The organism is Prosthecobacter debontii (genome assembly GCF_900167535.1).
In the GTDB taxonomy this organism is placed as follows: Bacteria; Verrucomicrobiota; Verrucomicrobiia; order Verrucomicrobiales; family Verrucomicrobiaceae; genus Prosthecobacter; species Prosthecobacter debontii.
Genome location: NZ_FUYE01000015.1, coordinates 1 through 20,526, shown reverse-complemented (window position 1 = coordinate 20,526; position 20,526 = coordinate 1). Strand labels below are relative to the sequence as shown.

Below are 20,526 nucleotides of genomic sequence, written 5' to 3'. Positions count from 1 at the left end.
GACACTAAATTTACCATTTAGAGTTGAACGATTCAGTCCATTACCTCGTCCAATTTATCAAGAAGGAGGCAATCAACATGAATCCCAACCTCAATCCATCTCCCCCCGGGTGGATGCGAAACGCAGAGGATCTGGGAGGTGGAGGCGGCTGCCCGCTCCCTCCACTCTCTGGACCTCGTGTCGGGTTAGCTCTCTCTGGTGGAGGTGCCCGCGGACTCGCACACATCGGCGTCCTCCAGGTTTTGGAGGAAAACGACATCCCCATCGCTGCGATCGCGGGAACCAGCATGGGGGCCTATGTCGGCGCGCTTTATGCCGCCGGATTCAAAAGTGAAGATCTGCAATCTTTGGCCCAAGAAATCAAAGATCGTCGCACTTTACTCCGCCTCCTGGACCCTGTTTTTCCTCCCAGCAGCGGCTTGATCCGTGGCAATAAAATCCGCCGTCACCTGGAACGCTCCTTGGGCAATCGAACTTTTGATGATTTAAACATCCCGCTTCTGATCGTGGCTACGGATTTAGACACGCTCTCGCCGTATGTTTTCGATAGCGGTCCTCTGGGTGCAGCCGTGCAGGCCAGCGCCGCCATCCCCGGGATCTGCGCCCCCGTGCATTTGAATGGCAGGCGTTTCACCGATGGAGGTGCGGCGGAACCTTTGCCTGCCAGTTTACTTCAGGGCCGATTCGCCTTGGATTCGATCATTGCCGTGAATGTCCTGCCCACCACGCAAGACATTCTCCACTGTCGTGATGCGGCCTTCGGAGCACCGCCTGAGTCCAATAGTTTTTGGAAACATCCCCTTCGCGCCTTGCTCAAGCCCATCAACCTTCTCGCTTACGGCAATGTCATGGACACCTTCCGCCGTGGCCTCATGGCCGCACAGCTAGGACTTGCGGAAAAGGAATGCCGCCGGGCGGATGTGGTCATCCATCCCTTTTTTTGTGAAAGCACTTGGTTCGATTTTGAGAACTTCGACCGCTACATCACCGCAGGGCGGCGAGCAGCAGAAGAAGCTCTTCCTCGAATCCGGGCCCTTTTGGACAAGGTCAATTCTAACCAAAACCCCGACCATGAAAATTCTATCGACAACCCCTGCTTGGGACTCTGCGCCGCGTGAGGTCTGGAAGGACTGGCAACTCCATCGTCTCCGCACCTACCTCAGCCAGCGCGTGCTCCCTTTTAGCACCCACTACCGGCGACTGTTTAAGGAACATGATCTGACAGTTCAGGATCTTCGCAGCCTGGAAGACTGGGCTCATGTCCCCTTCACCAGCAAGAGCGACCTGACCGTGCCTAGGGATCAGCAGCGTGAGTTCGTGCTGATGCCCGAAGAAGCGGTTCTCCGCCGAGAATGGAGCGTCATAAAAAACGCACTACTGCATGGCCGTGAAGCCGCAAAGAACGCCATTGAAGAGGAGTTTCGTCCCGTCATGCTCACCAGCACGACTGGGCGTTCCTCGGACCCGGTGCCCTTCCTTTTCACCAAGCACGACCTTCATAACCTCGATATCGCCGGCCGCCGCTTGATGGAATGTGGGCGCTCTCAGAAGGATTTTCGCCACATCAACGCCTTCCCTTTTGCACCGCATCTCGCCTTCTGGCAAACCCACCACGCAGGGCTCGGTTTCGGCACCTTCATGGTCAGCACCGGTGGAGGTAAGAGCCTAGGCACCGAAGGCAATATGAATCTGATCGATCGGATCCAACCCGATGTGCTGATCGGCATGCCCACCTTCATGTATCATCTCATGCGTGAGGCTGTCGAAACGGGGAGGCATTGGCCTAACCTCAAACGCATCGTCCTCGGTGGCGAAAAAGTCGCCGAGGGCTTACGCGCTCGCCTAATCGCATTGGCCGCAGAGCTAGGCAGTGAACATGTCTATGTCATCAGCACCTACGGCTTTACCGAAGCGAAGATGGCCTTCCCCGAATGCCCTGCTGAGACGGGCAGTGGCTTCCATATCAGCCCTGATCTGGCGATGATTGAACTCGTTTCTCCGCAAAACGGCCTCCCCGTTCCTGACGGGCACCCGGGAGAGATCGTCTTCACTCCGCTGGACGCCCGTGGCACTGTGGTCCTACGCTACCGCACCGGGGACATTGCGGAAGGAGGCCTCACTTGGTCTCGCTGCCCCTACTGTGGTCGCACTTGCCCTCGCTTACTGGGTCCCATCAGTCGCGTGAGTGAAGTCCGTGAGCTGCATCTGGACAAGATCAAAGGCACCTTGGTGAATTTCAATATCTTGGAACATCTCCTGGATGATCAAAAAGGTGTCGCAGCCTGGCAGATCGAGCTCTGCAAACGCCATGACGATCCTCATGAAGTCGATGAGCTTATCCTGCACGTCGCACCTGAGCGAGGCACTGAATCAAATACGCTAGAGCAGCGCATCCAACGCCGCTTTGCCGAGGTCACCGAAATCAAACCCAATGCCATTCACCTGCATGACCTTGCGGACATGCGTGAGCGCCTCGGAGTCGGCAAGCTGCTCAAAGAAGTGAAGCTGCTCGACCGCCGCAAACAGGCGCGCGCTTCCGATGCTCAACTCTCTTCTCGGTAGGTCCCATCACATCAACCTTCCCTTTCCATGAAACCTCTTTACATCATCTCAGCGATCCGCACTCCCTTCACCCGCGCGGGCAGCAGCCTCGCCGGCCTGGATGCTGTGGATCTCGGGCGCGCCTCCATCACCGCCCTTCTTGCTAAGACAGGCTTGGAGCCCCATACCGTCGATGAAACCATCTTTGGTTGCGTTGGCCAGCCTGCCCAGGCGCAAAACATCGCCCGTGTTATCTCCCTGCGCGCCGGTTTGCCGGAAAGCAAACCTGCCATGACCGTGCATCGTAACTGCGCCTCTGGTCTGGAAGCCCTGACCACAGCGCACGCGAAAATGAGCGCTGGCCAGGGGGATATCTTTATTGTCGGCGGCACCGAAAGCATGTCCAACATGCCGCTCTATTTCTCACGCAGCGCTGCGGAGAAGTTCGGCCTGCTAGGTAAAGCCAAAAGCTTTGGCCAGAAGATCGGCGCCATGACGACTTTTCGTCCCTCCGACTTTGCCCCTGTTATCGGACTGAAGCTCGGCCTCACTGATCCCGTGGTTGATATGAACATGGGAGAAACCGCCGAGCTCCTAGCCCGCGAGTTTAAAATCAGTCGGGAGATGCAAGATGCCTTTGCCCTGCGCAGTCATCAGCGGGCACTCTCTGCGGCCTCCGCTTTACGCGGAGAAGTCAGCCCCCTCTATGTCATGGGCTGCTCGGTGCAGCCAGTTTTAGAAGACAACGGCGTGCGAAGCGACACCACCCTGGATAAGCTGGCCCGTCTCAAGCCCATGTTTGATCGCCATCAGGGCACCGTCACCGCAGGGAACTCCAGCCAGATCACGGATGGTGCCGTTGCTCTGCTAGTCGCCAGTGAAGAGGCTGTCTCTAGACATGGTTGGCAACCCTTGGGGCGTCTGGTGGACTATGCCTACACCGGCTGTGATCCCCGTCGCATGGGTTTGGGCCCTGTGCGTGCGATTGATGCCGTCCTTCACCGCAGCCACCTGCATCTCCCAGATATGGATTTGGTGGAGATCAATGAAGCCTTTGCCGCCCAAGTGCTCGCCGTTTTGCAGTCCCTCAAAGATCCCGCCTGCGCACGCCGTGCGGGCTTAGAAGCCCCCTTGGGTGAAATCCCCGAGGAGCGTCTGAACCCACGAGGTGGTGCCATCGCCCTCGGTCATCCCGTCGGCGCCACGGGAGCCCGACTCGTGTTAACAGCCCTCGACCAACTGCGTGAAAACCAGGGTCGTCGGGCACTCGTCAGCCTGTGCATTGGCGGCGGTCAGGGTGGAGCAGCCATCCTGGAAAGAGTCTGAATTCAAAACCTTCACCCCTTTAAACTTATGAAAACTCATCTGCTGGAAAACATCGTGGCGGATAAGGATTCCTTTATCCCCAATCCGCCCACACCGGCCAACCGAGTGCATTCACTGAACCACTTCAAGGTGGAAAGAGACCACGAGGACATCGCCTGGATCACCTTTGACATGCAAGGCAGCGCCGCCAATGTCTGGAACGAAAACACCCTTCGAGAATTCGCTCTCTGCCTGGAAGCCCTCAGTCGAGAGGGAGCGGCCAAAGCACTGGTCATCCAGAGTGCCAAAGATAAAATCTTCATCGCCGGTGCAGACCTCAAAGCCGTGCGCAATGCCCCGGTGCGTCGAGTGGAAACGCTCATTCAGTTAGGCCAAAAGGTATTCAACCGCCTCGCCGCCATGCCGATGCCGAAGCTCGCTCTCATCCACGGGGCGTGCCTTGGCGGTGGTTTGGAATTGGCCTTGGCGTGTGATGCTCGCTTGGCTAGCGACAGTGAGCAGACTCGTTTAGGATTGCCTGAGACCCAGATCGGCCTCATCCCCGCCTGGGGTGGCTCCACTCGTTTGCCACAACTGTTGGGACTTCCCACCGGTCTCGAACTCATCGTCACCGGAAAGCTGCTGAAACCATCCTCAGCCAAACGGCTAGGCCTGGTCGATCAGGTGGTGCCGCGCGAACACCTGGAAAAAGCCGCGCGCAAAATGATCACTGAAGGTCTGCCGAAGCGTGATGTCCCACTCAATCACGCATTCTGGAAACTGCCGGGGATTCGCAACGCTCTGGCGCATCGTGTGCGCAATCAGGTCTTGGAAAAAACCCGAGGTCTGTATCAGGCCCCTTTGCGTGCCATCGAAGTAGCCACAGCGGCCTCCGCAGCTCCCTTGGAAAAGGCCATGGATCTGGAACGCCACGCGATTTTGGATCTGGCTCTTACCCCTCAGACCGAGCACTTGATCGATCTCTTCTTCCGCAAAGAAGAAGCCTCCAAGAAACCCTACCCACGCGGGGTGGCCATGCCCATTCATGAAGTGGCTGTCATCGGTGCAGGGGTCATGGGTTCAGGCATTGCCCACTGGGCGGCTAGCCGGGGTAACCACGTCTTGATGCAAGACATCCATCCGTTGGCCTTAGCCAAAGGGCTGGGTCGCATTCAAGATCTATTGAAGGACGGGATCAAACGTCGCGCCCTCACCCGGCGCGATATGCAGGACACTCTGGATCGTCTCACGATGGAACATACCTCGGTGCCATTGGCTCGCTACCACTTGGTGATCGAAGCCGCGACGGAAGACATGGAATTGAAGAAAAAAATCTTTACCGGCTTAGCTGAGCGAAGCGGCCCGGATGCTATCCTGGCGACCAATACTTCGGCGCTTTCCATCGCCGAATTGGCCGCGACGGTTCCCCATCCCGAACGCGTCATCGGTCTGCATTTCTTTAATCCCGTGCACCGCATGCCTCTTGTGGAGGTCATCGTGACCGACCAGACCTCGGACGACGTCACCGCCACCGCTGTTGCCTTTGTCCAGCGTCTGGGGAAAACGCCCATCGTTGTTAAAGACAGCCCTGGGTTTGTGGTCAATCGCATCCTCATGCCCTACCTCATGGAGGCCGTTCGTCTTCACGAAACGGGTGTTGCCGCCGAAGTCATCGATGAAGCCATGCTGGAGTTTGGCATGCCGATGGGCCCGATGCGTCTGCTGGATGAAATTGGCTTGGACGTGGCCGATCATGTCGCCAACACCTTGTGCGCGGCTTATCCGGATCGTTTGACAGGTTCCAGCCTATTGAAGCGCCTCGTGACAGAAGGCAAGCTGGGCAAAAAAACCGGTCAGGGATTTTACAGCTATAAAGACGGTGGCCGAAATCGGAAAACCGTCATCCATCATGACGACGCCATGATCGAGCATGTGCAGCATCGGCTCGCCTTGTTGCTGAGCAACGAAGCTGCCCGCTGCGCCTATGAAGGTCTGACTCGGCAACCATCTGAGATCGACTTGGCCATGATCTTGGGCACAGGCTATCCGCCTTTCCGAGGCGGGCCCTTAGCTTGGCTGAATGACTTCGGGACGGACAATGCTGCCGTCGAACTCCGGATGCTCAATGTCAGCACCCCCGAACCGAACGCGTTCGAGCCTGCGGCCTTCCCCAAAACCTAACCGCTTTTGCGATTAAACCAGATTTCACCTCAACCACTCCACTTTATGAAAACAGAACTCACTCCTTCTCAAGCTTCGATGATCGATATGTCGAAGATGTCAGCGGGGCAGAAGGCTGCCCTCGAAATGGCCGAGTCCGCTCGTGATGAGCGAAGTAATGTGGGGTTGGCGGCGGGACTCTTTTTCGGCACGCCAGATTTCAGCAAGCTGCTCCCCTTCCCCAAGCAATCTCTGGAGGACCACGATCAAGGTGATGCGTTTCTCTCTCGCTTGAGAGCGATCCTTGATCATGCAGACCCAGATGCCATCGACCGCACGGGAGAAATCCCCGAAAGCCTGCTGAAAGAGTTGGCGGATGTGGGAGCATTTGGCATCAAGATCCCCACCTCTCATGGTGGTCTGGGTCTCTCACAAACCAACTATTCACGCGCAGCTATGCTGCTGGGTGGAGAATGCGGAAATTTAGCTGCACTGCTATCGGCCCACCAATCCATCGGCGCGCCCCAGCCTCTCATTCTCTTTGGCTCAGAGGAGCAGAAAGCTCGCTATCTACCACGCTGTGCTCAAGGGGAGATCAGTGCCTTTGCCCTAACAGAAAATGATGTAGGGAGCGATCCAGCCCGGATGACGACCACTGCGGTGCCTGATGGTCCAGACCATTTCCTGATCCATGGTGAAAAGCTCTGGTGCACGAACAGCCTCAAAGCCGGACTCATCGTGGTCATGGCACGCACGCCGACGCCTGATAAACCTCATGCCACCACAGCATTCATCGTCGAGACCTCCTGGCCAGGTGTCGAGATTGTTCATCGTTGCCGCTTCATGGGGCTCAAGGCGCTCTACAATGGCGTCGTTCGGTTTGATAATGTCCGCGTGCCACGGGCCAATATCTTGGGCGGTGAAGGACGCGGTTTGAAAGTGGCCCTGACCACTCTCAATACGGGCCGTATCACCCTGCCGGCCGCTTGTGCGGGTCTATCGAAACGCTGTCTGGAAATCTCCACTCGCTGGGCGAATGAACGTGTCCAGTGGGGGCAACCTGTGGCCAAACATGCCGCCATCTCCGATAAGCTGGCCCGCATGGCGGCTGATAGCTTCGCGATGGAAGCGGTCGTGCATTACGTCTCCGCCTTGGTTGATCGTGACAAACACGCCGATGTGCGTCTGGAAGCTGCCATTGCCAAACTGTGGGGTAGTGAGCATGCCTGGACCATTGTGGATGACACGATGCAGATCCGCGGCGGTCGTGGCTATGAGACTGCGGATTCCCTCAAAGCTCGTGGTGAAAGACCTGATCCTGTGGAGCGCCTTTTCCGTGACTGCCGCATCAACACCATCTTTGAAGGCAGCAGTGAGATCATGCGTCTCTTCATCGCCCGTGAGGCTCTGGACCCCCACCTCAAGATCGGTGCAGAGGTGGTGAACTCCACACTGCCCATGAAGCGTAGGGCTCGCGCGGCCATGCGTGCAGCCAGAACTTACTCCACATGGTATCCTTCCACATGGTTGCCTGCCTTCCCAGGACGCGCCGGTGAGACCTTGCATCCGAACCTGCGTGATGATTTGGCAGAAGTCGCGCGCCAAAGTAAGAAACTCGCCCGGACACTCTTCCATGCCATGGTCATCAACGGCCCCGCTTTGGAAAGACGGCAGGTTTTGTTAGGCCATATCGTGGATATCGGGGCAGAACTCTTTGTGTGGTCCACCACACTGGCCTATGCCGAGAACCTCATTACCGACTCCAGCGTGAAGTCTGATGTCATCGACAAACTCATCCGCAAGGTGATCTACTTTGGCCAGCTCACCCGAAAGCGCCTGCTCAGCCATTACAAAGCCCTGCATGAGAGCGATGAAAAAGCGGCTCGCGAGATCGTGCGGGACTTGGTCAATTGATCAAACGTCGATCACCTTGACGGCTTCTTTTCCATCGGGAGTCTGAGCCGCTTTCCAGTCCTTATACTTCTGAAGCTCACGTTCGATGAGCTTCAGACAAAAGGCGACGACCGTGGCATCATCCAGATATCCGATGCCCAGAATCACATCGGGAATGACGTCCACCGGGTTCAGCACATACAGCAAGGCGAGAGCCACGGCACTGATGACCCAGTAGGGAACATCACGATAACGACCTGCCCAGTAATCCTTCACCAAATCCAGCATGATCTTCCCGTGCGCCATCCATTGACGCAGCTTGGGGAGCTTGTCTTCAATATCCTTGGCTCGCTGGGTCACTTTAGCGATGTCGATATCGTGCTGGGCGTCTGGGGTGGACATAGCGGCAGAGTTTCTCACCATGCACCTCTTTGGCGATTCTGAAAAAGAATCTTTTTTGCAATGCCTCTTCGGCTGAAAAGTTGCTGACTATGGAAAAGCTAGGTTGCCCTCTGGCACGGGCTCCGCTTGGATAGGCGCCGTGATGACAGATGCCGCTGCCCCCACTTTTCTCAGACGCTGGCGAAAGGAGGCCCTCATTCTGGGAGCTCTGCTGGCGACGCTTCTCGGCCCCTTCCTGATGAAGCCGGGACAGCCAACCGCATCGGCCACGGCCAGTCGAAAGTTAGTCATCGTCACCCCCCACCCAGAGCGGCTCCGTGCTGAGTTCAGTGTCGCTTTCGTTAAATATTGGAAGGACAAGACCGGGGAAACGATTGCCCTCGACTGGCGCGTCCCAGGCGGAACTTCAGAAATCGCGGTCATGCTGAAGTCCGAATTTAGTGCCGCCTTTCAGCAATATTGGACCCGGCAGATGGGGCGAGAATGGACCGCCGAAGTGGCTCAGAATTTCATGAATGCCAAAGCACCGGCAGATTTCCCGGCTCGACAGGCTTTTTTGAACTCCTCAGTGGGAGTCGGCATGGATGTCTTTTTCGGAGGCGGGGCCTATGATTTCCAGCTCCAAGCCGAAGCGGGCACTCTGGTGTCTCAAAATGCCCCAGGCACTGGCATCGCCTCTCTTCATGAAAAACACCCCGAGTGGTTTGGAGAAGAGGGCATCCCCGAGATGGTGAGCGGAGAGCCTTTCCGCGATGGTAAACACCGCTGGATCGCCTGCTGTCTCTCCAGTTTCGGCATCGTTTTCAACCGGGATGTGCTTCGCCGTTTGGGCATCGAAAACGATCCTCAGCAATGGCGCGATCTCGCAGATCCACGCCTCTTTGGCCAATTGGCCCTCGCCGACCCAGGTCGCAGTGCCACAGTGACCAAGGCCTTTGAAATGCTCATTCAACAAGAGATGCAGGAGGCCATCGCCCGCCTGACCAAGAATCCAGGGATGCTCAAAACGGCGGAAGAGATCGAAGCGGTCGGCGTCCGGGAAGGCTGGCGAAACGGGCTTAATCTCATTCAACGCATCAGTGCCAACGCACGCTATTTCAGTGACAGCTCCAGTAAGATCCCGCTGGATGTGGCGAGAGGAGATGCCGCTGCTGGCATGTGCATTGACTACTATGGGCGCTCCACGGAAGAATCCACACGCAAGCCTGATGGTCGTTCCCGTGTCGGTTTCATCATGCCTGTGGGAGGTAGCTCTGTTAGCGTGGACCCGATTGCCATGTTTCGCGGTGCTCCTGAGTCTGAGTTGGCCACGGCTTTCATTGAATTTGTCCTCAGCGATGCCGGGCAAAAAATCTGGGCTTACCGGGCAGGCGCCCCAGGTGGCCCAGAGCGTTCTGCACTCCGTCGTTTGGCGGCTCGTAAAGCCTTCTACAATGCGGAGAACCTTCGTTACATGAGTGATGCCGATGAGATGCCTTATGAAAAAGCCAAGGCCTTCACCTACCACCCCGAATGGACGGCCTCAGCCTTCAGCACCTTGAGGTTCCTCATCCGAGTGATGTGCGTGGACACCCATATCGAGCAACGTCAGGCCTGGGAAGCGCTGATTCAAGCTAAACAGCCCCCACGTGCCAGTTACGTTTTTCAAGAGTTGAACAACATCCGTTATGACACGGCGACGGGTGACATCACCAAAGTCGTCCGCTCTCGGGATAAGGTGGCGGAAACACGGCTGGCCAGGACTCTGGGCGATGGCTTCCGGCATAACTATCTTTTAGCCATCCGCCTAGCGCGTCGAGGCCAATAATTTTTCTCTCCCCATCGCTCCCCTCTCATGTCTCGCACCCTTGCCCTGCTGGTCTTTGGCGTCATGGCCGCATTCTTCGGCTGTTTCTTTGCCTATCCCATCTGGACCACGGTGAAGCTGGCATTCGAGACGCCAGATCACCAATTGACGCTGGAGTTTGTCTTCGAGGTTTTCCGCAATCACATCTACCAAGAAGGACTGATCAATTCGTTTCTCATCGCCATTTGGACCACGCTCGGTTGCTTGGTCATGTCCATTCCCCTGGCGGTCTTTTTCGTCCGCTATGCCTTCCCTGGCAAAAACTTGCTCAATAGCCTGGTGCTGACCCCGATGGTCCTGCCTCCGTTCGTCGGGGCGATCGGAGTCAAAGCGATCCTCGGCCAAGCCGGTGCTCTCAACTCCGCCCTCATCCACCTTGGGTGGATGAATCCGCAGCATCCCACCGATTGGTTAGGCGAGGGGCAAATGCTCGGCATTGTGATCATGGAGGTTCTGCACCTCTATCCTGTCCTATACCTCAATGTCGCCGCAGCCTTGGCCAATCTCGATCCGGCGATGGAAGAGGCGGCCGCCAATCTGGGGTGCCGCCCTTTGGAGCGCTTTTGGCGGATCACGCTTCCGCTCATCATGCCCGGCATTTTTGCTGGTGGAACCATCGTTTTCATCTGGGCTTTCACAGAGCTCGGTGTGCCGTTGGTCTTTGACTTTGATCGTGTCACCTCGGTGCAGATTTTCCGCTCGCTCAATGACCTCAGTGACAATCCTTTCCCCTACGCTCTCGTGGTGGTCATGCTGGTCTTCAGCACGCTTATTTACTCACTGAGTAAGCTCTTCTTTGGCCGAGCCAACGCGACTGGTGGAGGCCGTGCCACCATGGCCCGTGAAACGATTCATCTGCCTTATGGGTTGGGGTGGCTATGCACGATCTTTTTCGCGCTGGTCATTTTCCTGGCTGTCATTCCGCATCTGGGGGTGGTGCTGCTCAGCTTTGCCGACGATTGGTATGCCACGGTCCTACCTCATTCATTCACGCTTCATCATTACCAGGAAGCTTTGAGTCACGAACTGACGCTCAGTTCCATTTCAAACAGCCTCAAATACTCCGTGATCGCCATCGCTTTCGCCATGGTGCTGGGCATCGGAGTCGCTTACGTGAATGTGCGCACGCGCATCTGGGGCCGCCAGGTTTTGGATGCGATGGCCATGCTGCCTCTCGCCGTGCCTGGGGTGGTGATGGCTTTTGGCTACCTCGCCATGACTCGCCCAGGACAACCTTTTGACTGGCTCGTCCTGGGAGAAGATCCCTTCTTGATTCTGGTGATCGCCTATGCCGTCCGCCGTCTTCCTTACATCGTAAGATCTGCCACCGCAGGCTTTCAGCAGGTGAACCCAGCGCTCGAAGAAGCTGCGCAAAACCTAGGGGCCAGTCCCGAGCGGGCCCTTTGGCGTGTCACACTTCCGTTGGTAGCTCCCAATCTGCTCGCGGGCGGTCTTTTAGCCTTCGCCTTTGCCATGCTGGAGGTGAGTGACTCCATGATTCTTGCGCAGCAATCGGCTCATTTCCCCATCACTAAAGCCATCTACTTCTTGGTGATGGCTCTGGGGAATGGCCCCAATCTCGCCTCAGCCTTGGGAGTCTGGGCCATGATTTTCCTCACCATCACCATCGTCGGTGCAGCCCTGCTCTTGGGTAAGAAACTCGGAGCTCTCTTCCGCTAAGATTTCGCTTTCACTTTACCGGTCATCGCCATCCTTTCCCTATGTCACGCCGCCGACGTTTATCTCCACCCTGGCTTCCAGGTTTCTGGCCCATGCTCGCTTTCTTGCTCCTTTTGGGCAGTGTCATCGGCTACTACTATGGATTGGCCAAGTTGACCGTCTTTGAAAAACTACCACCTGAAGCCGCCGCGCCGCCGACCAAAGCGGACTCGAAGTAAGGGCACGTGAAGTTCTTGCCGATTGACGGCTCATCACAGTCCGTGTCATCATGCGGTCACCATGATTCACAACGTCTATTTTTGGCTGAAATCGGACCTGACTCCAGCCCAGGTCGAAACCTTTGAAAACGAACTTATCGCCCTCAAGACCATTGATTATCTTGAGCATGGCTTTGTCGGCAAACCTGCCCCCACGGAAGAGCGGTCCGTCACGGATCACAGCTTCAACTACTCGCTGACCCTGCACTTCAAGAATCTCGCTGATCACGAGTTCTACCAGAAGGACTGCCCCAAGCACAAACGCTTCGTGGATACGTGCAAGCCCTTCTTTGAAAAGGTGATCGTCTATGACACCGCTCCGATTCATTGAAGATCTTTTAGATCTTTAAAAAGGCCCTCTGCTGGTAGAGCCACCAGCAGAGGAGCCACAGAATGGCTAGAGCGCCGCAGTGCTCCCAAACAGGCCCCCAGGGTCCACTGAAAAAGGGAGCCCCCACATGCACTTTCAGCGTGTCCCGCAGCCAGCCAAAGGTGAGGCTATGCATCAAATAAATGAAGATGCTGTTCATTCCCACCACGACCAAAGGAAAGACCAGCTTCCGCTGACCGGCCACTTCCACCAGCCAGTAAAACACGGACAGCATCATCAGCACCCACCCGCCGCTGAACATCACCCACGACGGCGTCCAGATGCGTTTCACAATCGGCACAGCAACGATGCCGAGAATGGTGCCGATCAACAGGCACACAATCCCCGCGATCAACAAACCTGCGGCCTTTTGCCCATGGGTCTTTGAACTGCGGAGTAGCTTTTCCCCAGCAATCGCGCCCATGAGCATGGTCGCCAGCGCTGGCACAAAGTTCATCGTGGTATAACCACCGGGGTTGGCAACAAAAGCCTGAGCCCTTGGAAAAAGGTTCAGCAACCACCGATCAAAATCCGCCGCCGCATTGAGATGTTTGCTCCAGGCGGCGAAGCGACCAGGGATCACATCGGCAGCAGTTGCTCCCCAGGCAGTCAGATCGGCATCAGGTGCAGGCAATGGATGCTGGAAAAACCAATACCAATCCCCCACCAGAATCAGGATCACCGCCGCAGCACAGTATTCCCACCCGAGAGAAGCCAGCACAAAGAGAAACACATAGCCCAAACCAATCTGCGCCAGCACATTGGTAAAGAGCCAGTTCGTCTGCGTGTCGGTGGTGCGGGTCGAGAGTAACACGCCCAGCAATACCAGAATCACCGAACGCCAGAGCGCATGAAACAAGCGGAGAAAAAAGCCCTGCCCTGATTCCTGCCGTCGCATCAGAGACAACGGCACCGCCACCCCCACCATAAACATGAAGGCCGGCTGGATCAGATCCCACAGTGCACAGCCTATCCATTCCACATGAGACACCTGATAGGCCACGTGCTGCCACAGGGAACTCTCTGGATGCGCTTTGGCCATCTGCACCAAGCCAAACCCGGACGAAGCCATCAAGAGCATGATGAAGCCGCGAAAGGCATCCAGGGAGACAAGGCGCTGAGTGGGAGACATGGCCGGAAACCAACGCGACTCGATCTGACAGGCTTTCGGCCCATGAGCAAAGAAATCCTTTAGCTCTCATCGGGTGATCAAAAGTGCTTGAGATGACGTTTCATTTTCCCCTAACCTGACCTCCCCCTTTGGGATCCCCACCCGCCCATTGCCACAGTCATGCTTCGTCACTTCTTGGTCCCCTTTCTTTTGTTAACTGCTGCCCTGTCTTCAGCCTTCGGGGTTGATATCGCAGGCACGTTCAGCACGAACACCACTCTCGCTGACGGAGATACCTGGACCGGCGGAGATATCACCATCAACTCGGGCATCCTGGTGAATATCCCCACCGGGGCCATTGTCACCTTCAACTCCACCGGTGGCTCGGGAGGTCGCAACTTCAATGGCCCCGGCACCCTTCAAATTGATGAGGGGGGTCGGCTGCTTCTGGATACCAACAGCAGCAATGACAACATCGTTCTCAATGGTTCAGCCAAGATCATCAATGCAGGCGTGCTTCAAATCGACTGCGGAGCTGATCTACGTCTCAATTCGGCAGGCACCACATTCACCAACAACGGCCTCATTCATAAGACCCAGGGCACCGATGGCTCGGCCAATGATCCTTCCTATTTCTTCCCACTCAGCAGCACGACGGGGGGAGCCTTCGTCAACAATGGCGATATCCAAGTGGATGCGGGTCATCTTAATATCTCTGGGGCTTCGACCAGTGCCGGAGCGGCGGCATCCACCGGGGGTAATTTCACCGTTGCCAGTGGGGCGACCTTATCCTTCACGGGTGGCTGGAGCCTGCTCCGTGGAGTCTCCAGCATGACGGGCAGCGGCTCCGTGGCCCTCACCAATGAAAACCCTGCCGGAAGCACCGGTGGCATCTTTTCCGCTCAGGCAGCTACCACCATCCTGGACATCACGGGCGGCGGCCTCCTGTGGACCACCGGGATCCTGGATGGCAATGGCAATACTCTCCGCAACGACGGCCTTCTGCGCCTCGCGGGCACGGGAGCCACGGTCCAGGGCACTGGCAGTGTGGAAAACGGCACCGATGGAGAATTCAGACTGGAGTCCGGCACCCTGACTCTCACGGACGCCAACTTCACCAACCATGGCAGCATGACGCTGCAAGGCAGCACCACGTCCACCACCATCACGCTGGCGGGCACCGGCACCCTGATCAATGCCACCGATGGCACGTTCACTCTGACGCAAGGCAACCTCACGGCGAATGCCAACATCCGCAATGATGGCACCCTCGTCATGAATAGCACCGGCACCATCGTTCTGGGAGGGACAGGCACGCTGACGACCACTGCTGCAGGACTGATGACCTTCAATCGCGGCACGCTCTCCTTGAACGGCAATCAAGTCATCAACAATGGCACCGCCCAATTCATTGACGGCAACAACGCCACCCTGGCAGGCACAGGTCGTTTCATCAATAACGGCACCTTCAACCACATCCAGAGTGGCGGTAACGATAACTTCGTCCTCACCAACTCCGTCGTCTATGAAAACACCGACACCTACGACTTCCAAGGTGCGGGCGATCTCCAGTTCCTCAACACCAGCAGCTTTGAGAACAAAGGCCTCCTGAAGAAGACCTCCAGCAGTGGAGACCCTAGCTTCGTCTTCGGCGTGGGTAAATTCCACGCCATGGATGGCAGTGAGATCCAGGCCACCGTCGGTTTTCTCCGCTTAGCCTCTGGCGGCACCAGTGTGGAAACCGCGACCTGGACGGCTGACGGCGGCTCTTTAGACATTGCCGGGGAATGGACCGGCGTCATCAAAGGCAGTTCCAGCTCATCCTTCCGCATCGCCAACAGCGGCAACGGCTCCGTGGCCAGTGACCTCAGCATTGGCACGGCGGGGCTCACGCTCAACATCAGCGGCAATGGCATCGTGTGGTCGCAGCAGACCATCCTCACCCAGGGCAACACCCTGACCAACAGTGGCATTTTCGGCGTCACCGTTGGCGGCACCAAGACACTGAGCGGCGGTGGCGAGTTCATCAACGCCGCAGGCGGTGTCTTCAACCACACCGACGGCCTGCTCACCATCTCCGATAACAGCACCTTCAGGAACCAAGGCACCTGGAACATCCAGACCGGCAGTGGCGACAGCAGCTATGAGGGCACGGGGTCATTCATCAACGACAGCACCGGCAGCGTGGATTGGTCCGGCGGCGGCTTGGGCATCACCTCCACCGTCCTCTTCCGCAATGACGGCATCTTTACCATCTCCGGCACCGGCACCCGGTCCCTCAAAGATGGCGGTCAGTTCCTCAATGGCAGCACAGGCAGCTTCAACTGGGATGTGGCCACCACCCTCAGCATCGCGGCGGATACGCGCCTGCGCAACGAAGGCACCTTCAACATCAACGGCACCGGCACCCGCGCACTCACCGGCGCGGGCCAGTGGCTCAATGCCGCCACCGGCACCGTCGAGTGGAACAGCACCGCCACACTCTCGATCGCCAGTGGTTTGAGCGTGGTCAATGACGGTGTCTTCAATGTCAATGGAGATGGCAATCGAGTGCTTGCGGGCAATGGCACCTTCATCAACAACGGCACCTTCAATCACAGCCCCAGCACCACCAACGATAACCTCACGGGCAGCACGTCGGGAGGCCAGTTCGTCAACAACGGCAGCTTCATCTTTGGCAACATCGGCGACTTCGAAATGCGCGATGGTTATACCTTCACCAATGCCCCGGGCGGCCTCATTCAAAAGCAAGCCTCGGACGCCAGTGGCGATCAGGCGCAGTTCTTCAGCTTCAGCTCCGACACAGGCGCAGGCACCTTTGATAACCAAGGCACGGTCGAGGTGCTCGGCGGCAACTTCCGCATCACCACCGCCGCCTCCGGCACCTTCGATGACATCACCCTCGTGCAAAACGATGGTGCAGGCACGCTCACCGGCGGCACCTGGATCGCCAATGCCACTCAGACCGGCCTCGCCACCATTGATCTCGATCCCTTTGGCAACACCACCGGCATCCAGCGCATCGGCGAGGACGCCACCGTCGAGCTCATCGGCACCGGCGCCAGTCTGTTCCAGCTCAGCAGCCTGACCCAGGTGGATGGAGCCCTCTACATCCAGCAGCAGACCTTCACTCCCAGCGCGGCCTTCCAGGTCGCTGCCACAGGCACCCTCGGTGGCAATGGCACCCTCGGCCGCGCCATCACCGTGGCAGGCACCGTTCTTCCAGGTGGCACACGCGGCACCGCCATCGGCACCCTCACCGTGAATTCCAGCGCCAGCTTCCTCGCCGATGCCCTCATTCAGGTGCAGATTCAGGGCGCCCTCGCCTTCATTGATCCCGGCCAGGATCAGGCCACCCGCAACCTAGCCATCCTGGCCCTGGGCGATCTTGACCCCTCCGGCAGCCAGCACGATTCCCTGGAGGTCACCGGCACCCTCACCTTCCATGCCGATACCCGAGTCCAGATCATCCCCACCGGCATCACCTACCAGAGCGGCATGGTCTTTGACCTCTTCGACTTCTCCGGCCTCGGCATCGCCGGCATCAGTCAAAGCGACGTCGCAGGCATCCTCGAGCTCCCCGACATCACCAACATCGGCCTCTCCTGGGACACCTCCCTCTTCCAAAGCCACGGCATCGTTTACATCGTCCCCGAGCCCTCCCGCCTCCTGCTGTTCGGGCTTGGCCTGGGCTTCCTCCTCATGCGTCGGCGGAAACCCGCATCCGTGCGGTAAACCCGCATCCGAGGGCCATTCCCCCCACGAAGGCTCAACCCGTTAGGAGCCCCGGCTTCAGCCGGAAGGTTCGGGGGCATCGGGCCTCCCCTGAGTCAGCTTCAAGGCGGGGCTCCGAGCAGCTCAAGGCCATCCAGCGCTTCGCTTCCCCCAAGGCGTGAGGCCAGCTTGGCCTCACACATCCGGGCTGAGGGCTGGGAGCCCCCACTCCTGGACCCTACCGCCAGGCAAACCGAGCGACCGGAGCGCGAGTGTGTCGAAGACCACTCGCCTCACTTTCCCAGCGCCCCGCAGTCCTACACCATATGCGTCGGCTCACCGATACTGTCTCAGCCCTGGCCCTCAAAGCTTACCCAAACCAAACAAAGGGTGCGTTGCCTCGCTTCGGCATACTCGCGCCCCATGGGTTCGGTCACGGACGAGTGAGCCACCGTGCAAAATATCCTAGCTTGCGCTTGCCGGGACTAAGCGGCTTCTCCATCATCCGGCCCATGAAATTCCCCGCGCGCACCTGCTGTCGTCTGGCTGGCATTGGCATCGGCGTCGCCATTGGCGGCCCCCTGGTCGGATACGCGGGCAGCCTCCTGGGTGACATGACCTATGACCTGCTGGGGGATACCCTGGGCAGCGAGGAGCAGTTGGGCGACTCCATTGGCGGCCTGCTGGGAAACATCGCCGCCGATGCCTTTCCCCGCGCCTTCCAGGCACCGGCAGACTACCCGGACTTCAAACACGACTTCCGCCGCGCCCTCATTCTTTCCCTGGAGCAGGCCTTGCGCGGGCCCGTGCCCCGGCGGTATGCCCAGAGCGTAGGGCAAAGCGCGGCCAAACACTCACTCATCACTCGCTGCCTGAACCAGGCCGCCGACCACCTGCGCAGCCAGATGCAGCAGGCCGTGAAGAAGGGCGACAGCGCCGCCTTCGAGGCCCTCTTCCCCGCCGGGCAGGTGGACAGCGCCTTCCTGGACCTCCAGGATGACAGCCTCGCCTCCACAGCAGATACCCTGCTCGCCCAGTGGTATGACACCGTCCTGGCCCCGGTCATTGAGAGCCTGTGCGCCACCGACCTGCCCCATCTCGGCGGAGCGTCCGAGTTCCGTCGGCAAACCCTCGCTGCCCTGGCCATCGAGTTCCCCGCCGCCTTTGGCAGCGTGCTGAAGGACAAGGACCACCAGCGCCTCCGCATCGCCACTCAGCGGCTCATGCTCAATGAAGTCCGCCGCACCGTGCAGCGCCTCCCGCAGCAGATCGCCGGACTGAACGCCAAGCTCACCGCCTTCATCACCGCCCATGAGACAGACAGCGCCCTCCTGGCGGCCATGGATGGCAAGCTGGACGCCCTCCAGAGCAGCGTGGATCATGGCGACACCCAGAGCAAAGCTCGCGACGCAACCACCCACGCCTATCTAGAAAACCTCACCGCCAACCAACTCCACATCACCGCGATTACCCGCTACAAGGCTAACCTCACCGCCCGCTTCTCCATCCACAACGCCGTCGGCATCCCGGCGGTGGAGGACCCGAAGCAGAAGCAGGGGCCGGATAAGATCGTGGATCTCTTTGTCCAGCCCACCTGCACGGAGCAGCGGGTCAGCCCGGAGGAGATGCAGGAAGCCATGAAGAACGGGCAAACCAAAACCGAGGCCCTGCTCCCCCGCTTGGTCAAGGATCGGCGCGTCGTCCTGCTAGCCGATCCGGGCATGGGCAAAAGCACGCTCATCCAGTGGCTCGTCACCGCCCTGGCCGCTCCGGTGCCGTCCAAGGACATCGCCCCCTTTGGCAAGATCATCCCTCTGCCCATCATCCTGCGCGAGGTCGTGCGGGACATGCCGAGGGAGCTGGAGAAATGGACCTGGGCAACCCTGCTGGAGACCTTCCTGCGGCATCGGCATGACGAGCACAAACCCGCCATGGCCGCCCCGCTCGCCACCGATGACACCACCTGGACCGCCCTGCTGGAAAGCCCTGAGGCCTGGTTCATGCTCGACGGCCTCGACGAGATCGGCGATCCCGCCAAACGCCGCGCCCTCCGCGATGCCATCTGGGAAGGCTTCGAGGCCCACCCCCAGGCCCGCTTCCTCATCACCTCACGAGTCGTGGGGTATGACGAGGCGGAGGTGCATAAGCGCCTTGAGTCAACGCCGCCTGCTGACCACACGAGGGACTTGAATAGCAGGCAGCTCGCACAGCTAATGGTCCATACGTGGCTAGCAGAGCTCCTCTATCTCGCCCCCTTGTATATCCATTTGGTTTCTTTCTTTGCAGAGGTTCTGCATAAGTTGAAAACCGGTTTGGCGAAGGCGGGCGGCCGCCCGCCTTCGCCAAGCAGGAGAGAGGCCCCTTCGCCCTTGAACCCCTTGCGGGAGTTCGCAGCCCAGCTTGGCCCTCTTCTGCTTCATCGGTCTGAGATCGAACAGTTGCCTGAACCTCACACGGCGTTTTCGCGCTTTGCGAGAGTTCGTATCCACAAGGTTGATCCAACCCCTCACCAACTCCTTCCATTTAATCCATGTGCCCCGATCCTGTCTACCTCGGCGTTGATGTCTCCAAAGACTCTCTCGAAGTTGCCTTCCTCTCCCAAAATCACTCCTTTCCAAACACTCCCTGCGGCGTGCGCAAGCTGCGCAACCTCATCGCCAAACACCCTCGCTCTGTGCAGGTCATTTGCGAAGCCACCGGCGGCTATGAGCGCCTCATGGTCCAAGCTCTTCACGAAGGCAAAATTCCCCTCAGCCTCGTCAATCCACGCCTGCCCCGTGACTTCGCCCGCGCTCAAAACCGCCTGGCCAAGACCGACCGCATCGATGCCTCCATCCTTGCTGCTTATGGCTCCGCCCTCAAGCCTGCGACCACTCCACCCGCAGATCCCGCCACTGCCCGTCTGGCCCTGCTGGTGGCCCAGCGCGACAGCCTCGTTGAGGAGCGCGCCCGCTATAAAACCCGCCTGCGTCAACATGCCGACCTTTGGTTGGCGGCCCAGATCAGACGCCTCATGACCAACTTGAACCTGGAAATCGTCAAACTCGAAACCTTGATGCGCGAAGTCGCCGCTGAAAACGCCGCACTTCAGGCCAGGTCACAACGGCTGGATGAAGCGGCTGGCATCGACTGGCGCAGCGCCCTGTGCCTGTGCGCCCACATGCCCGAACTCGGCTCCCTCAAACGCGAGCAGGCCGCGGCACTTGCAGGCCTAGCACCGTTCAACCGCGACAGCGGCCAGTGGCGG

12 protein-coding genes and 3 pseudogenes are annotated in these 20,526 nt (G+C 58.4%); 13 read left to right on the top strand and 2 right to left on the bottom strand.

Going from position 1 to position 20,526, the window contains the following annotated elements; genetic code table 11:
* The first annotated feature begins 77 nt into the window (after nt 1–77).
* The 5 genes from B5D61_RS18795 to B5D61_RS18775 are packed head-to-tail and all read left to right on the top strand — an operon-like array spanning nt 78 to nt 7,920.
* The gene (locus tag B5D61_RS18795) at nt 78–1,118 is read left to right on the top strand and encodes a patatin-like phospholipase family protein (protein ID WP_078814976.1); all 1,041 of its coding nucleotides are present in this window, start codon (nt 78–80) and stop codon (nt 1,116–1,118) included.
* Complete coding sequence (locus B5D61_RS18790; RefSeq protein WP_078814975.1) at nt 1,072–2,562, top strand: phenylacetate--CoA ligase family protein; 1,491 nt, start codon at nt 1,072–1,074, stop codon at nt 2,560–2,562. Before B5D61_RS18795 ends, B5D61_RS18790 begins: the two co-directional genes overlap by 47 nt.
* Before the next feature lie 27 nt (nt 2,563–2,589).
* Nucleotides 2,590–3,867: a thiolase family protein gene (locus B5D61_RS18785; protein WP_078814974.1), complete on the top strand. Its 1,278-nt coding sequence runs from the start codon at nt 2,590–2,592 to the stop codon at nt 3,865–3,867.
* Between the two features lie 27 nt (nt 3,868–3,894).
* Nucleotides 3,895–6,027 carry a 3-hydroxyacyl-CoA dehydrogenase NAD-binding domain-containing protein gene (locus B5D61_RS18780; RefSeq protein ID WP_078814973.1) on the top strand — a complete coding sequence of 711 codons (2,133 nt, stop codon included), beginning with the start codon at nt 3,895–3,897 and terminating at the stop codon, nt 6,025–6,027.
* Between the two features lie 45 nt (nt 6,028–6,072).
* Complete coding sequence (locus B5D61_RS18775; protein ID WP_078814972.1) at nt 6,073–7,920, top strand: acyl-CoA dehydrogenase family protein; 1,848 nt, start codon at nt 6,073–6,075, stop codon at nt 7,918–7,920.
* Here the strand turns inward: B5D61_RS18775 and B5D61_RS18770 are convergent, their stop codons facing one another.
* Nucleotides 7,921–8,301: a YkvA family protein gene (locus B5D61_RS18770; RefSeq protein ID WP_176159528.1), complete on the bottom strand. Its 381-nt coding sequence runs from the start codon at nt 8,299–8,301 to the stop codon at nt 7,921–7,923. It lies immediately after the preceding gene.
* 142 nt (nt 8,302–8,443) lie between these two features.
* On the opposite strand from B5D61_RS18770, the gene B5D61_RS18765 reads away from it, so the two are divergent.
* The 4 genes from B5D61_RS18765 (at nt 8,444) to B5D61_RS18755 (ending at nt 12,415) form a co-directional block, all read left to right on the top strand.
* Nucleotides 8,444–10,108 (top strand): ABC transporter substrate-binding protein, encoded by a 1,665-nt coding sequence (locus B5D61_RS18765; RefSeq protein ID WP_139373363.1) that lies wholly within the window; start codon nt 8,444–8,446, stop codon nt 10,106–10,108.
* Nucleotides 10,109–10,135: 27 nt separating this feature from the next.
* Complete coding sequence (locus B5D61_RS18760) at nt 10,136–11,827, top strand: ABC transporter permease (protein WP_078814969.1); 1,692 nt, start codon at nt 10,136–10,138, stop codon at nt 11,825–11,827.
* Between the two features lie 92 nt (nt 11,828–11,919).
* A complete protein-coding gene (locus B5D61_RS27010) occupies nt 11,920–12,045 on the top strand; it encodes a hypothetical protein (protein ID WP_281251800.1) in 126 nt (41 codons plus the stop codon).
* Nucleotides 12,046–12,106: 61 nt separating this feature from the next.
* A complete protein-coding gene (locus tag B5D61_RS18755; protein ID WP_078814968.1) occupies nt 12,107–12,415 on the top strand; it encodes a Dabb family protein in 309 nt (102 codons plus the stop codon).
* A gap of 7 nt (nt 12,416–12,422) precedes the next feature.
* On the opposite strand, the gene B5D61_RS18750 is transcribed toward B5D61_RS18755, so the two are convergent.
* Nucleotides 12,423–13,586, bottom strand: coding sequence for an acyltransferase family protein (locus B5D61_RS18750; protein WP_078814967.1), 1,164 nt, complete (start codon nt 13,584–13,586; stop codon nt 12,423–12,425).
* 159 nt (nt 13,587–13,745) lie between these two features.
* On the opposite strand from B5D61_RS18750, the gene B5D61_RS18745 reads away from it, so the two are divergent.
* The 4 genes and pseudogenes from B5D61_RS18745 to B5D61_RS26435 form a co-directional block, all read left to right on the top strand.
* Nucleotides 13,746–17,300 (top strand): beta strand repeat-containing protein, encoded by a 3,555-nt coding sequence (locus B5D61_RS18745; protein ID WP_078814966.1) that lies wholly within the window; start codon nt 13,746–13,748, stop codon nt 17,298–17,300.
* 305 nt (nt 17,301–17,605) lie between these two features.
* Nucleotides 17,606–19,426: pseudogene (locus tag B5D61_RS18740) on the top strand (NACHT domain-containing protein); the annotation flags it as partial.
* Nucleotides 19,427–19,809: 383 nt separating this feature from the next.
* Nucleotides 19,810–20,199 (top strand): annotated as a pseudogene (locus B5D61_RS27235) (IS110 family transposase); the annotation flags it as partial.
* A gap of 93 nt (nt 20,200–20,292) precedes the next feature.
* Nucleotides 20,293–20,526, top strand: a pseudogene (locus tag B5D61_RS26435) (IS110 family transposase); the annotation flags it as partial.

Excerpts from the sequence above, each read along its gene's own strand:
- B5D61_RS18795 (WP_078814976.1), top strand. The coding sequence starts at position 78 with ATGAATCCCAACCTCAATCCATCTCCCCCCGGGTGGATGCGAAACGCA.
- B5D61_RS18790 (WP_078814975.1), top strand. The coding sequence starts at position 1,072 with ATGAAAATTCTATCGACAACCCCTGCTTGGGACTCTGCGCCGCGTGAG.
- B5D61_RS18785 (WP_078814974.1), top strand. The coding sequence starts at position 2,590 with ATGAAACCTCTTTACATCATCTCAGCGATCCGCACTCCCTTCACCCGC.
- B5D61_RS18780 (WP_078814973.1), top strand. The coding sequence starts at position 3,895 with ATGAAAACTCATCTGCTGGAAAACATCGTGGCGGATAAGGATTCCTTT.
- B5D61_RS18775 (WP_078814972.1), top strand. The coding sequence starts at position 6,073 with ATGAAAACAGAACTCACTCCTTCTCAAGCTTCGATGATCGATATGTCG.
- B5D61_RS18770 (WP_176159528.1), bottom strand. The coding sequence starts at position 8,301 with ATGTCCACCCCAGACGCCCAGCACGATATCGACATCGCTAAAGTGACC.
- B5D61_RS18765 (WP_139373363.1), top strand. The coding sequence starts at position 8,444 with ATGACAGATGCCGCTGCCCCCACTTTTCTCAGACGCTGGCGAAAGGAG.
- B5D61_RS18760 (WP_078814969.1), top strand. The coding sequence starts at position 10,136 with ATGTCTCGCACCCTTGCCCTGCTGGTCTTTGGCGTCATGGCCGCATTC.
- B5D61_RS27010 (WP_281251800.1), top strand. The coding sequence starts at position 11,920 with ATGCTCGCTTTCTTGCTCCTTTTGGGCAGTGTCATCGGCTACTACTAT.
- B5D61_RS18755 (WP_078814968.1), top strand. The coding sequence starts at position 12,107 with ATGATTCACAACGTCTATTTTTGGCTGAAATCGGACCTGACTCCAGCC.
- B5D61_RS18750 (WP_078814967.1), bottom strand. The coding sequence starts at position 13,586 with ATGTCTCCCACTCAGCGCCTTGTCTCCCTGGATGCCTTTCGCGGCTTC.
- B5D61_RS18745 (WP_078814966.1), top strand. The coding sequence starts at position 13,746 with ATGCTTCGTCACTTCTTGGTCCCCTTTCTTTTGTTAACTGCTGCCCTG.